At 41.7% G+C, this 14,816-nt stretch carries 12 protein-coding genes; 5 read left to right on the top strand and 7 right to left on the bottom strand.

What is annotated here, in order from left to right; genetic code table 11:
* Nucleotides 1-92: 92 nt before the first annotated feature.
* Nucleotides 93-1,277, bottom strand: coding sequence for a MalY/PatB family protein (locus tag PCRYO_RS00060; RefSeq protein ID WP_011512388.1), 1,185 nt, complete (start codon nt 1,275-1,277; stop codon nt 93-95).
* Between the two features lie 239 nt (nt 1,278-1,516).
* Between PCRYO_RS00060 and PCRYO_RS00055 the strand changes: the two genes are divergently transcribed.
* Nucleotides 1,517-2,356: a membrane protein gene (locus PCRYO_RS00055; protein ID WP_011512387.1), complete on the top strand. Its 840-nt coding sequence runs from the start codon at nt 1,517-1,519 to the stop codon at nt 2,354-2,356.
* Nucleotides 2,357-2,512: 156 nt separating this feature from the next.
* Here the strand turns inward: PCRYO_RS00055 and PCRYO_RS00050 are convergent, their stop codons facing one another.
* Nucleotides 2,513-3,316: a crotonase/enoyl-CoA hydratase family protein gene (locus PCRYO_RS00050; RefSeq protein WP_011512386.1), complete on the bottom strand. Its 804-nt coding sequence runs from the start codon at nt 3,314-3,316 to the stop codon at nt 2,513-2,515.
* Between the two features lie 204 nt (nt 3,317-3,520).
* Between PCRYO_RS00050 and PCRYO_RS00045 the strand changes: the two genes are divergently transcribed.
* Nucleotides 3,521-4,258 carry a LysE family translocator gene (locus PCRYO_RS00045; RefSeq protein WP_011512385.1) on the top strand — a complete coding sequence of 246 codons (738 nt, stop codon included), beginning with the start codon at nt 3,521-3,523 and terminating at the stop codon, nt 4,256-4,258.
* A 65-nt stretch (nt 4,259-4,323) separates the two neighbouring features.
* The gene (gene rlmF / locus PCRYO_RS00040; protein ID WP_041753306.1) at nt 4,324-5,361 is read left to right on the top strand and encodes a 23S rRNA (adenine(1618)-N(6))-methyltransferase RlmF; all 1,038 of its coding nucleotides are present in this window, start codon (nt 4,324-4,326) and stop codon (nt 5,359-5,361) included.
* Between the two features lie 113 nt (nt 5,362-5,474).
* Here rlmF and PCRYO_RS00035 read toward each other — a convergent pair whose 3' ends face one another.
* From PCRYO_RS00035 to dnaA, 5 genes are all read right to left on the bottom strand, one after another.
* On the bottom strand, nt 5,475-6,056 hold the full coding sequence (locus tag PCRYO_RS00035) for a manganese efflux pump MntP (protein ID WP_041752892.1): 582 nt from the start codon (nt 6,054-6,056) through the stop codon (nt 5,475-5,477).
* A 124-nt stretch (nt 6,057-6,180) separates the two neighbouring features.
* Nucleotides 6,181-8,796 (bottom strand): DNA topoisomerase (ATP-hydrolyzing) subunit B, encoded by a 2,616-nt coding sequence (gene gyrB, locus PCRYO_RS00030; protein ID WP_011512382.1) that lies wholly within the window; start codon nt 8,794-8,796, stop codon nt 6,181-6,183.
* A 499-nt stretch (nt 8,797-9,295) separates the two neighbouring features.
* Complete coding sequence (gene recF, locus PCRYO_RS00025) at nt 9,296-10,504, bottom strand: DNA replication/repair protein RecF (RefSeq protein WP_011512381.1); 1,209 nt, start codon at nt 10,502-10,504, stop codon at nt 9,296-9,298.
* Nucleotides 10,505-10,670: 166 nt separating this feature from the next.
* Nucleotides 10,671-11,846, bottom strand: a complete 1,176-nt coding sequence (gene dnaN, locus PCRYO_RS00020; protein WP_011512380.1) for a DNA polymerase III subunit beta — start codon at nt 11,844-11,846, stop codon at nt 10,671-10,673.
* Nucleotides 11,847-12,006: 160 nt separating this feature from the next.
* Nucleotides 12,007-13,452 carry a chromosomal replication initiator protein DnaA gene (gene dnaA / locus PCRYO_RS00015; protein WP_011512379.1) on the bottom strand — a complete coding sequence of 482 codons (1,446 nt, stop codon included), beginning with the start codon at nt 13,450-13,452 and terminating at the stop codon, nt 12,007-12,009.
* 656 nt (nt 13,453-14,108) lie between these two features.
* On the opposite strand from dnaA, the gene rpmH reads away from it, so the two are divergent.
* Nucleotides 14,109-14,243 carry a 50S ribosomal protein L34 gene (gene rpmH, locus PCRYO_RS00010; protein ID WP_007394757.1) on the top strand — a complete coding sequence of 45 codons (135 nt, stop codon included), beginning with the start codon at nt 14,109-14,111 and terminating at the stop codon, nt 14,241-14,243.
* Nucleotides 14,244-14,443: 200 nt separating this feature from the next.
* Complete coding sequence (gene rnpA / locus PCRYO_RS00005; protein ID WP_011512378.1) at nt 14,444-14,815, top strand: ribonuclease P protein component; 372 nt, start codon at nt 14,444-14,446, stop codon at nt 14,813-14,815.
* The last annotated feature ends 1 nt before the right edge of the window (nt 14,816 follow it).

Here is a 14,816-nt window from a genome sequence, read left to right as displayed (position 1 = left end):
TAGCGTTATGCTGGGATAAACTTTCCTCGCTTGCTGTGCACTTCGCACTCCAGAAGCTTCGCAAAATTTATCCCAGCAACACCGTATTCTTTTTAAATTGAATCGACTATATTAAAAACATCGCTATTTAATGCTGTTTGCATACGGTTTAGCCCTTCTATCAGCAGCGCTTTAGGACACGCCACATTGAGGCGCATTTTAAGATGGCCTTCACCACCATATTTAATCCCTGCACTCAGCTCAACCTTAGCAGCTCTCAATTTGTCATAAAGCATTTGATCGTCTTGCGCATATGCCGAACAATCTAGCCAAATCAAATACGAAGCTTCTGGACGCATCACCTTAATTTTAGGCAAATGCTCTTCTAAAAACTGTAGCGTTAAGTCAATATTGGCTTCAATATAAGTCAGCGCCTGCGCCAACCACTCGTCACCTTGCTCATAAGCACTACGCATCGCTGTATAAGCAAATAAATTTAGCTCATGTTCGTCACTTAAACGCTGCTGCTGGTTAATTTTACTCAGTAATCCGCTGTCTTTAGCAAATATCATCGAGCCTTTGATACCGGCAATATTAAAGGTTTTGGTCATCGAGGTTAGGTTTACTACTTTGTGTTCATAGTCTTTTGCTAGGGTTAAAAAAGGCGTGAATGTATGCCCACTCAAAGTTAAATCTTGATGAATCTCATCACTCACAATCGCCACATCGTGCTTTTTGCAGATGAAAAGCAGCGCTTCAAGCTCATCCGCTGTCCATACCCGCCCGCCCGGATTATGCGGATTGCAGAACAAATATAGCTTAACTTTATGCTCGATAATTTTGGCTTCGATATCGACTAAATCTAGATGATATCGGCCCTCAACCTCCTGTAATGCAGAAGTCACCAGCTTACGATCATTGTCTAAAACCTTGGTCATAAAAGGCGTATAAATAGGGTCATTGATGAGTACCGCATCCCCTACCTCGGTAAATACCTTCATCATCAGCACCAAACTTGGCACGACACCCGGAGAAAACAGGATATCCTGTTGATCCAGCCACAAGTCATAACGACTGCCATGCCAGTCGATAATCGCTTGATACAACGGCTCGGTCGGCACGGTGTAACCCAATATGCCATGCTGCGTTACTTGCTCAATCGCCGCTAAAATAGGCTGGGCGGCCTTAAAGTCCATATCCGCGACCCACAGCGGAATTGTCTCATCGGTATAATGCCATTTAAACGACCCCGTGTTACACCTGTCTATTATTTCATCAAAGTTGTACAACACCAGCATTCCCCTTTACGATTGCTTTATATTATAACTGTTCATCCGTCGGCTTAAATGATATTTAAAAATATAACATCATCATTATTTGAATAATGGCTAAAAATTAGTGTTACATTAATGTTGCGGACTCTACATATGATCAAGTTATTTATGCCAGAGTACGCTGATATTGCAAGGATTGTGATCTATCAGCTTTTACCCAAACCCCCTACTAAGCCAAGATGGCTTTTCTAAAAGGATTTAGCATGATGAAAATGGACTTTTTACCAAACTTAGCACTCAAAACGTGTGCCCTTACTTTAGCCATCGCTGCCACCGCTTCATGCACGACTATGGCAACAGGCGCTGACTATCAAACGTCAAATGCACAAACCACCGCAAACACTACTAGCACTACTGCCCTCGCTCTTGGCAATACAGCCACTGCTGGCGGCAGCAATGATACTGTTGCTATCGGTAATATGGCAAATGCAGGACTTAATTCTGCTACGGCTGTCGGTGGTCAAGCCAATGCCGCAGGTCTAGGCTCGACGTCTATCGGTTGGCAATCCAAAGCCACAGCTGAACGCGCGCAAGCCTTTGGTCATCTAGCCAATGCTAGTGGTGTTCGCTCTACCGCTGTTGGTGAAGCAGCCATGGCTGGTGGCACTAACGATACCGTCGCTGTCGGTAATAAAGCCAATGCAGGTCTAAACTCCGCAACCGCTGTCGGTGGTGAAGCCAATGCCGCAGGTCTAGGCTCAACGTCCATCGGTTGGCAGTCTAAAGCCACTGCTGAACGCGCGCAAGCGTTTGGTCATCTAGCCAATGCTAGTGGCGTACGCTCTACCGCAGTTGGTGAAGCGGCAGCCGCACAAGGTGCAAACTCGGTAGCGTTAGGCAATAAATCTATGGCTGGCGGCATAAATAGCATCGCTATCGGTAACGGAGCAATGGCGGCGAAAAATAACCAAGTCGTCTTAGGTAACGCCGGACAAGTGCAGTCTAGTACCGCAGCACAATCAGGTACTGTCAGAATCGTCACTATCGATGACAACGGCACGTTAGGCACTATGATGGTGGACTACTACAAGTCGGCTAAATAGTCAGTGCCAAGCTACTAACGCTGGTGCAGTTATCAGCAGTTATACTCGATAAAATAATGAGACCTCGCGCTTGCGAGGTTTTTGCTATTTGCGATTACGGTCTTAGGTTTAGGTGTTTGGCGTGGGACTTTAGATAGATTGAACTTCAGAAAAGATCTAACGCCCCCTAAAATCAGCCTCACGTCTCTCAACCATCGCCATCGCACCCTCTTTAGCATCTTCTGAATGAAAGAGCGGCGGCAAATAGCTATGGATATTAGCAAGCGCGGCAGCTGCCCCATTGCGGCTGGCATCTTGCGCCGATGACAGCAGCCCTTGTACGCCAAGTGGTGCGGCTTTGCAAATCTCTTGGGCGATGGTCAGCGCATGTTCATACTCTTCTCCATTTGCCACCACTTCACTGACCAAGTTCAGTCTATCAGCCGTTTGCGCATCAAACGCTTTGCCCGTGAGCAGATACGGCATGGCTTTTTGCCAGCCAGCAGCCGCGACAAAGCGTACCGTCGCGCCGCCAAAGGGCATGATGCCGCGCTGGACTTCCATTTGCGCAAAGTTGCAGTTATCACTTGCGATGACGACATCACTATTGAGCATCAGCTCAATCCCAGCGGTAAAGCACGTGCCTTGTACTGCGACGACGACTGGTTTACTGCGTAATTGCCCACCGATTCCCCACGGATCGATTTCGTCGGCAGCAAACTCAAACGCGCCTTTATCCCATTTATCTTGTAGCTCCATCAAATCAAGCCCAGCAGTGAAATGCTCACCATGCGCGAATATTAACGCACAACGCAGATTCGCATCATTTTCATATTGAGTGAGTGCGTCAGAGAGTTGCTTGATCATATGGCTATCAAAGGCATTGCGTTTATCCACGCGATTGAGTCCGATCAGACAGATGTAATCTTGGATGTCATAGGTAATGCGAGTGTCATTGCTATTGTGGCTTTCCGTAGTCATGGTCTTATCCTTTTTAAAGCATTCATTTATAGAGTACAAATTACACTAAATTGATATTACTACAGCTAATAAACCTTCCTTTCAATATAGACATACGTTCGGTGTAACGCAAGCACCATATCAGCGGTGATATCAATATCAGTTGACCTCATTTACGCTAATGTGCAACTATTATCCAACTCAAGACATGACTCAGAGCATTTTATGGAATTTTGGCACGGTTTTTTGCTTATCACCAGCGTCCATCTACTCGCTGCCGCCTCTCCAGGTCCTGATTTTGTTTTGGTCTCGCAGCAAACTTTGGCAAAAGGTCGACGCACAGGTTTGATTTGTAGCCTTGGTATTACCTTGGGTCTTGCCGTACACATTATTTATTCGGTGCTAGGACTGGCAACGCTGATTGCCCACTCGCAGCCATTATTGACCGCTATCAAATGGTTAGGCGGTAGTTATCTTATTTATCTAGGATGGCAAGGCATTCAAGCCAAAGCTAAAAAGCCAGCTGACTTAGCCCTTTCCGCAGAACCAACAGATTCAGGCGCTCACGTTCCACAAGATACGCTTGCCAAGCAAAAGACGCTTATCACTCACACAGCGCTTTCTGATAAAGCTATTTCTAATAAAAAACTGTCTACTGATACTGAATCGACCACTGCCATTCTGCGCCGTGGCTTTTTTTGTAATGTGTTTAATCCAAAAGCACCAGTATATTTCGTCGCGATATTTACCCTCGTACTCTCACCCGATATACCGCTGTGGCAACTGGCTATTTATGGCGTATGGATGATGGTCTTGCAGATGGCATGGTTTAGTACCGTGGTGATGTTACTGTCTATTCCTGCCGTTCATCGTCGCTTTCAGCGTTTTGAACATTGGATCGACCGCGTATTGGGTACAGCGATGATAATATTGGGATTAAATCTTATTTTACGTAGTCGATAAGACGCTAGTGACTCATGAAATCTGCTAAAATGGTGCATTATATTCAAACATCAAAGCCCGATACTATGACCAGTAAGCCTATGAACCGTCGCCCGACCGCCAATAATCACAGAAACAGATCGCCTGAAACTGCCAAAAAATTAGGACAGCTACATCCGCGCAATCCGCACCAAGGTCGTTATGACTTTGAAGTATTGACTCGCGCTTTGCCTGAGCTTGCTAAGCACACCATTACCAATCCTAAAGGTGAGTCGACGATTAACTTCTCAGACAGTGCCGCCGTGCGCGTCTTGAATCAAGCGCTACTAGCAAATTATTATGGCGTGAAATTTTGGGATATTCCTGAAGGTTATCTCTGCCCACCGATCCCTGGTCGTGCCGACTATATCCATTATATCGCTGACCTGCTCGCGCAAACCACGCATGTGAATAAAGACAATACGCCACCAACTGGCAAAGAAATCCACGCCCTCGATATTGGCACGGGTGCTAGCGCGATTTATCCGATTGTTGGTAGCCAAAGCTACGGTTGGCGATTTACCGCCTCAGACATTGATCCTATTTCGGTCAATACCGCCGCGCTGATTTGTGAAACCAATCCAAAGCTAAAAAGTGCTGTTAAAGTCAAACTACAGACCGAACCTAAATTTATTTTTAAAAATATCATCGGTCGCCAAGATTACTTTGATGTGGTGGTCTGTAATCCGCCGTTTCATGCCTCATTAGAAGAAGCGATGGAAGCCAATAGTCGTAAGCAACATAACTTGCAACGACATCGCGGTAAGAATGAAAACGAACAAATTAGCCGCAGCTCAACAAAGCCTGGCAATGCCGCGCAAAACCTAAACTTTGGTGGTCAGCATAAAGAGCTGTGGTCTGAGGGCGGTGAGATTGCCTTTTTAACCAAAATGGCAAAAGAGAGTCAAGATTTCGCTGAGCATGTTGGCTGGTTTACGACACTGGTATCTAAGTCAGAAAACGTAAAACCTCTGCAATTACTGTTGAAACAACTTGGTGTCGCCCAAATGCGTATCATCGAGATGAGTCAAGGTCAAAAAAGTACTCGTATACTTGCATGGCGTTTTAATACTGATGAAGAGTAAATAATAATTAAGATTATAAATAACTATAGTTTCACGTGAAACAAAAAAGCACCCCTTTAATGATCAAAGGGGTGCTTTTTATTGTAGAGAATTAATCCAAATAATGGTGCTTATTAACGGATAAACATAACCTTTATACCAATGGCTATCAATACCAATCCACCAAGTATCTCAGCTTTATCCTCAAGCCACGTTCCAGAAGACTTACCTAAATAGATACCAAAAAAGCCAAATCCAGCGGTGACAATAGCGATGATGGAGCATGCTAACCACGCATTAAGTGCCAGTAAATTTAAAGTAAATCCTGCTGCCATGGCATCAATACTGGTGGCAATAGCTAGTGTAAACATCATGCGATGATTGATTTTTTCTTGCATATTTCTATCAAAACTGTCTTCTAATACCGCTTCAATCTCACCATTAAAAGCTTCATATAACATCTTAGCGCCAAGCAGAATAAGGATACCACCGCCAAGCCACGGGGCAGCAGTCGCCAACCAGCCTAGCAATACTGCACCCAATAAATACCCTATCAATGGCATTACACCTTGTGCGATACCAAAATACAGTGCTGCATAAACCGCTAAACGTAAAACATAAGCGGACGATTGTTTTTGGGACTTAGCGCCTAAACCAATTGATACCGCAAACGCATCCATTGCCAATGCTATAGCAAGTAAAATAACTTCGATCATTTCTATATCCATTATTTAAAGCATTTATACAATTAAGTTTCACGTGAAACAAGCTTAATATTAAAAAACCACCGCATTGGTTGCCAAAGCGGTGGTTTTTCATTGATTCACAATATTATGCCATTTAGATATCTAAATTAGAAACCGTTAACGCATTTTCTTCGATAAAGATACGACGCGGCTCTACATGATCACCCATCAAGCAGGTGAACATATGATCCGCTGCGATAGCATCTTCAATATTGACGCGCAGCATACGGCGGTTTTCAGGATCCATGGTAGTATCCCACAGCTGATCGGCATTCATCTCGCCCAATCCTTTATAGCGCTGGATCGCTAGACCACGACGCGCGTCAAGCATCATTTGCTGCCACAAATAATCGAAGTCACGTATTGGGATGTCTTTGGTTGTACCCGCTGTTGCGTCACGGCGGATAAAGGCATCTTCATCAAGCAAGGTATTCCATTCAGCTGATAAGCGCAGCAGCTTAGTATACTCGCCCGAATTGATAAAGCTGGCATCGAGCAAATAATGATGGGCCAACTGATGCACATAGACCGTAATACGTGGCAGCCATTGTGCTTTTGCGACTACCGCTTCAGTGTCAGAGCTATCACTTTCTTCAACGGCAACGACAGGTCTCATACCCAGTAAATCAGCGGCAGCGGCATCCATATTTTTAGGCTGTGGTGCATGGATATTCACCAGCTCAATCTCAGGATTTAAGTCACTACCAAAGTGCTCAAGCTGGGTCTGTAGCGTGTCTTTCCATGCTTGCATTGCATCTTTATCATACGTAATATCAGTACTAAGCTTTGGTGTATGCGTTAGGGCATCCAACAAAACGGCTGGATAACGAATCTGCAAACGCGCTTTAATAAGCTGCGTTTGATTATAATCGTTTAATAAAGTCTCTAACGCTTGACCAGTAATCGCAGGAGCATCAGCACTGATATGCAGCCTAGTATTATCAATCGTTGAAGATAATAAATACGCTTTAAGTGCCTCATCATCTTTTAGATACAGCTCTTGACGACCTTTTTTGACTTTATAAAGCGGTGGCTGAGCAATATAAATATAACCACGTTCAATCAATTCAGGCGTTTGACGGAAGAAAAAGGTTAATAAAAGGGTACGAATATGTGAACCATCAACGTCCGCATCGGTCATGATGATGATTTTATGATAGCGAACTTTATCAGGATTATATTCATCAGGACCAATACCACAACCAAGCGCAGTAATTAGATTACCGACTTCTTGTGACGATAACATCTTGTCAAAACGCGCGCGCTCAACGTTTAGGATTTTACCTTTTAAAGGCAAAATTGCTTGCGTTTTACGGCTACGACCTTGCTTGGCTGAACCGCCAGCAGAGTCCCCTTCTACAATGTATAGCTCTGATAATGCAGGATCTTTTTCTTGGCAATCTGCCAATTTACCCGGCAGACCTGCGATATCTAATGTGGTCTTACGACGAGTCATCTCACGCGCTTTACGAGCGGCATCACGAGCACGAGCAGCATCAATGATTTTACCGGCAATTAATTTACCAGCGCTTGGATTTTCTTGCAGATAATCATTAAACTTATCGTGCATTGCTGATTCGACGGCAGATTTTACTTCACTTGATACCAACTTATCTTTGGTTTGACTTGAAAACTTAGGATCTGGAACTTTAACAGATACGATAGCCGTTAGACCTTCACGGGCATCATCACCAGTCGCAGCCACTTTCTCTTTTTTGAAAAGATTTTCACGGTCCATATAGGTATTCAAACAACGCGTGAGTGCTGAGCGGAAGCCAGATAAATGCGTGCCGCCATCACGTTGTGGAATGTTATTGGTAAAACAAAACACCTTTTCGTTATAAGTATCTGTCCACTGCAACGCCACTTCGACACTGATACCATCATCTTGATTACTGATAAAATGGAACACATCATTGATGCCATCTTTACCAGCATTAATATAGCTGACAAACTCTGACAATCCACCTTTGTGTTCAAACTCATGACGCTTATCAATACGTTCATCAGTCAAAACAATACGTACGCCTGAGTTCAAAAATGACAGCTCACGTAAACGCTTGGCTAAAATATCATATTCAAAAATAGTACCGGTAAATACGTCATTGCTAGGGTAAAAACGGATTTGTGTGCCAGTTTGATCTGTCGCTTCCATTTGCTGAATATCGCCATCAGGCACACCATCAGTATAAGTCTGATGATAATGATAACCTTCACGCCAGATATTCATCTCAAGCTTTTTGGATAATGCATTAACGACTGAAACGCCAACGCCATGTAGACCGCCAGAGACTTTATAGCTATTATCATCAAACTTACCACCAGCATGCAGTACCGTCATAATAACCTGTGCGGCAGACACACCTTCTTCTGGATGAATGTCAACAGGGACACCGCGACCATTATCCATCACGCTGACAGATTCATCTTCGTGGATAATGATATCAATTTGATCACAATGACCAGCAAGCGCTTCATCGATAGAGTTATCCACCACCTCAAAGACCATATGATGCAAGCCAGTACCATCATCGGTATCACCAATATACATACCAGGACGCACGCGCACCGCTTCTAGTCCGCGCAGTACTCGGATGTCTTTCGAGCTGTAATCAGAGGGTAATACCTCAGGAGCGACAGCGGCGGCAATAGTCTCAACTGCGCTGTCTGACGTTAATTGCTGGTGGTCGGTAGGTAATGAGTCACTCATGTGCATTCCTTGATCTAGCCATTATCAGCTGTTTATCATCAGCTCACCACAGTGGTGATACTTAATGATGCTATCTATAATATCGTTTTGTAGTCATATTCTGTCTTTATTAAGGTTGGCCCAAGCTTTTTAGAAAATAATATAGAGGCAAAAAACCAGATTGAAAAATATGTCAGGTCTGCATACTCTATTTGATCCATACTGCAATTATTCTTAAAACTATGAAGTTTAAAGATATTGAATCAAATTCATTGTTATCAACAACTTAAGTCCTTACAACCAATAATAAAAATCCATATAAAACGGTAAGATAACTTGCTAAGAATAGGACAAAAATAAAGCTCTATTTTAGCATTTTTTTGCCTGTAAGTCACTGTTTAGGGAACGATTTCTAAGTAGCAGAATGCGGTATAAGATGAGGGTGAAATATGCAAGAGGACGGGCGCTTAAGGACATAAAATAAGGCTTAATAACGCAGATATCAATACCCTAGTAAAAGCTACTGAGCTGGTAAAATACCTCCTTGTTTCATGTGAAACACTTGAGATTTTTCCCAATATTCATGTACTAAAGGTAAAATACTGTCTGTCAAACTGGTCACAAATACCTGACATGGTAGCTGTGCTAATGTTGATAATAAAATCTCTATCGCCTTATTATCTAGCTCTGCGGTAATATCATCTAGTAATACCACTGGTGTAGCACTTAATTTAGCGTCACTGTTATATAGCTCGCTATTAGTTTTAGCATTAAGCAACAATGGTAATTGTGATAAACGCAATGCCGTAATCAATAGTTTTTTTTCTCCACGAGATAAAATATTAGCTGCTTGCTCTTTTAAAATAGGCAGTTTAACAGTCGAATCCGCTGATAAAGGTGAGTTTAGATTCTCATCAGCTATCTGTCTTGAGCCTATCGAGCGCCAATGCACGTGAATATCAGCACGATGGTTACCAATACGGGTATAACCCAACTGCAAATCCTGCTCTAGGCGTTCATTAAGCTGTATGTCGAGCGCTATACCAGTATCGTAGCCCGCATTGTAACTTAAGCTTAACTGCTCAGCATAAGCAGGCAATAACTGTGCAATGCTCTTAGAAAAATAAGGCTGCCAAGCTTCAAATATAGCTTGACGGTAGTGATGAATCAGCGCTGCATGACTGGAAAGCCCTTTATCCCAAGCCTTAAGCTCAGCAAGCTGAACCTGAGTCAAATGACGCCGTTGCTTTAACAAACTATTGCGCTGTTTTAGAAGACGTTGATAAGCAACCCACTGGGAATGGAAGCCTTGTTTCATGTGAAACACTAACCAATCCAATAACTGGCGACGACTGGCACTACCCTGCTCTAGCATGTCCATCGTTGATGGATCTATAAGCAATGTTGGTAGCTGCTCGGTCAAGATGCTTTGGTTGTAAACGGTGGTTTGATTTAAACGCAGAATAGTCGTTGCATCTGCTTTCTTTTGGATAGCTAAGGTACGGCTGTCATTGAGATTAGCATGTATAGTGGCAGACTCTTGATAATGTTGGATATAGCGTTTAGGCTGATGATGACGGAAACTTTTGCCTCTTGATAACAAGAATATAGCTTCAAGTAACGAGGTTTTACCACTGCCATTAGCGCCGATAATAACATTACAAGCTGCAGGCGATAAATTGATGTGCGTTAAATTGCGCAAGTGAGAGATTTGTAGACGTTCAATCATAATACCGACAGCCGCCTATAAATCCTGCTTGTATTTTAGCAGGCAAAAGTTTAATTAAAATATAAGATTTTAAGCTTTGGAAGCTTAAAATTATCGATATGATTAGGGTTAAAATCCATAACAATTATAATTTTCAACCCTAATCATCTATCATTTAAAGAATAGATTATATGCGCATTGGCATAATAACGTACTGATGAAACTCATCATTTAACTGATTAACCAATACTGACGCATTTGACTGGCTCATATGCATTTGCAAGTCGCCTTGGATGACACCTAGCACGTCTTGTAAATAAGCAGCATTAAAAGACAACTCCATTGGCTCGCCTTGATACTTAGCTTGAATCATCTCAACCGCTTCATCTTGCTCAGCGTTATTGGCACGTACTTCTACCATACCATCACTGGCAAAGTTAAATACTACGCCACGAGACTTCTCATTACTCAAAATCGCGACACGGCGCAGCACATCCATCATTTTCTCTTGATTAAATAGAGCAAGTTTGTCTGTATTGCTAGGCATCACACGGCGATAATCAGGAAACTTACCATCAATCAGACGCGCGGTAAAAGTCACCATCAAATCCTGACTAACCTGCCCTGCACTATCAACGTCACCAAATGGTAAGCTCACTTGCAAAAATTCACGACCGAAACTCAACGTGACGGCATTGTCTTTATCACCAAGCATTTTGCCCAGCTCGGTAGCCAAACGCTCAAGCTCAATTACAGCCTTACGTGGCAAGATAGCCTGCATACTTAAATCAGCACTGACTTCAATAACACTACGTGCTAATGCCAGTCTATGACCATCGGTTGCAACCGTCGTTAACTGCTGCTGTGATACATCAAATAGCATACCCGTTAGATAATAACGGACATCTTGAATCGCCATCGCAAATTGGGTCTTATGAATCAAATCAATAAGACGACTACGGCTAATCGTCAATGGCGTGATATTTTCAGGGTTACCCAAACTTGGATAGTCTTCGCTAGGCAATGTACCTAAGGTAAAACGACTTTTGCCACTGGTCAATAAGCAGCGTTGGTTTTCTTGAGTTATCAGACTGACTTGTGCTTGAGCAGGCAAAGATTTACAGATATCTCTTAATTTAGTGGCAGGCAATGTCGTCGTACCTGCTTCAACACAAGCTCCAGCAGGCAATTTTAACGTCGATGTCAGCTCTACTTCTAAATCAGAAGCGGTCAAAACAAGCTCTGATTCAAATAGCTGTAGCTTGATATTACCCAAAATAACCATATTATGGCGTTTATCAGCAGCCTTGGCGATCAAGTTAATGGCTTTTAGTAACGACTCTCGATTAATCGATAATTGCATGCTTAGTTACTCTTATTTGATTGATTCTTTTTGTAAAAATAAAGAATATTGACTTAATATACCCTGTCTACTTACGATAATCTATTAGGGGTCTGTATACGCCCGTTTTCAACATTATAAACCATATCTATCTACTAAAATATAGTAATAGTAGAGCCTTCTAACCAGCTTGCAGCATCAAAGCTAGGGTCTTGTAATCCTTGTCAAACGCTGGATCGGCGGCACGTAATTCATTCACTTTATCACAAGCATGCATCACTGTTGTGTGGTCGCGTCCTCCAAAAGACTGCCCAATCTCAGGAAAACTCTCGCTGGTCAACTCTCGTGATAGTGCCATCGCTATTTGGCGAGGTCTAGCAATACTACGCGTACGCTTGCGACCGAGCATATCCTTAATCGTCACATCATAATATTCAGCGACCACTTTACGAATATTATCCATATTGACGGCTTGTACGCGCATGGCAACAATATCTTTTAAGGCATATTGCACCATTTCAAGAGTAATAGGGGCGCCGGTTAAGTTAGCATTGGCAAATACCTGGTTTAAAGCACCTTCTAAACGTCTCACATTAGAAACAACATTTTGAGCGATGAATAACGCACATTCTTTAGGAAGGCTCATTCCATAAGAGGCGGCTTTCCTTTGTAAGATTTGTACGCGCGTATCAATTTCAGGCGGATCAACTGCGACCGTTAAGCCCCAAGAAAAACGAGATCTAAAGCGCTCGTCAAATTCAGTCATTTGTGATGGATGCCGATCAGATGCCAAAATCAGCTGTTTATCACCACTAGTAAAATCTGCAAACAATGTTAAAAACTCATTACTACTTTTAGTCTTTCCAGCTAATACATGAATATCATCTACTATTAATAAATCTACTTTTTTTATTTTCTTTTTAAAATCTTCTATTTTATTATTTCTTAATGAATAAACCAATTGATTAATAAATTTTTCAGAAGTGAAATAATAAAAATTTTGATTGTTTTTTAAATAGCGATGTGCTACTGAATGCATTAAATGGGTTTTCCCCAAACCAGAAGGTCCATATATAAACAAAGGATTGTGACGATTTTTTGATTGACGTTTACCAAGCTCGTAGCACGCCTTATAAGCAAGATTGTTAGACTTACCTGTGACAAAGGTTTCAAAGGTAAAATCAGGATTTAAATAATTTAAGGATTTCGCATCAGCAGAGTCAATGGCTTCCGCATGACGCATATTGGCATCGATATCTGCTTTAGCATTATTATGATGAATCGTTTCAAAATCATGATTTGAAGGGGTAGGGGAGAGGTTATCTTCTGAGAATAATGATCCCGATTGCAGCGAGCTACTATCATCGATATCGCGACCAGCATTATCAACACGTACAATAACTTCTTCAATACTTCCCTGACTATGCTTAGCAACCAGCTGCTGAATATCCTCTAAGTGGTTCTTTTTGATGTAAGTTACAAAGTAATCATTAGGTGCAAGAATGATTAAAGTGTTGTTTTCTTGATGAGCTGACAATGGTCTTAACCACATGGTAAACACGTTATCTTTGACATGATAACGTAAGTCGTTTAGGCATTTATCCCAAATATTTGCTGTATCTATCATGAATATCAGTAGCCCTATAGTTCAAAGTATTAGCATTTTTTATTGTAAGAATGGATCGAATTAGGTTTAAAAAGGCGTTGAGGTTTACGTTAAACAACCTATTACAAAGTACACTAACACCTTATATCTTATAGGGGAGTAATCTACCACAAATAACCTGTGGATAAAACCTTGTTTTCTGGGGATAAGCCTGTGGATATTTTTGTGTATAAGTAATCATATTAAGTTATCCATATTTCACCCACAGGTTATACACAGGGTTACCCATAGCTTAAATTTTTGATTATAAAGGAAAATCAACACTTAGCCACAGAAAAACAGTACCCCAATAACAACAATATCTATATATATTAATCAATTAATTATTATAAGAATCAACCAAAATTGTGGATAACTTTAAAAATCATCGCCAATAATACAAATTGTTTTCAAACTAGATAATAAGATTTACAGTAGTAAATTCATCAAGTACGCAAAGGATGACTAACTTCTTAGATGAGTTTTTAAAATCCATCAGCTTTCTACAAAAAGTAAAAAATCGAAGAGCAATATAACGCTGCTTTAAAACGTAGTGAATAGTTTATTGACCCACATCCTATGCAATGATATAATCCTCCGTTATTACGAATTTAGTCCATTATTTTGATAGGTGAGTTATGAAACGTACATTCCAACCAAGCGTGATCAAGCGTAAACGTACTCACGGTTTCCGTGCTCGTATGGCAACTAAAAAAGGCCGTCAGGTCTTAGCTCGTCGCCGCGCTAAAGGACGTCATCGCCTTACTGTATAATCAGTAGATTGCGATAAGCATGGCTCATAGTGCTTGTTGTGTTTCTATTATTTATAGATTGCGATCGTCAATAATCACAACTGACACTTAGCCATATATTAAAAGCGCCCACATCGGCGCTTTTTTTGTCTCTATACTTTATGATTATTTCTACGCTACTATTTCTGCTATTGTTATCAGCTCTTATACTAGGTTGTACTATGTCTAATATTGTTTCAGCGCCACCTAATGCTCGCTTCACCAAAGCGCAGCGCTTACTCACGCCAGCGGCCTTTCGTGAGGTGTTTGATGCACCTGAGCGTAAGCTTCATCAGAGCCATCTAATGGCGTTTGTGCGTACCAATACCCATGAGCAGCCTCGAGTCGGTATGGCCATTACTAAACGTAAAGTGCCTACTGCTGTTGCGCGAAATTTAATTAAACGTCAAGTACGTGAACAGTTTCGCGTAAAAGCTAGTAACTTAGAAAATAAAGATATTGTTTTTATTGTTAAAAGTTCCGTTAAAGGCTTAAGTAATAAAGAAATAAAAATGGAAGTAATTAATATTTTTAAAAAAATAGAAAAAAAATAAC

The organism is Psychrobacter cryohalolentis K5, assembly GCF_000013905.1.
GTDB lineage: Bacteria > Pseudomonadota > Gammaproteobacteria > Pseudomonadales > Moraxellaceae > Psychrobacter > Psychrobacter cryohalolentis.
Note: the sequence above shows the minus strand (reverse complement) of the source record. Positions and strands in the feature narration are given on the sequence as shown.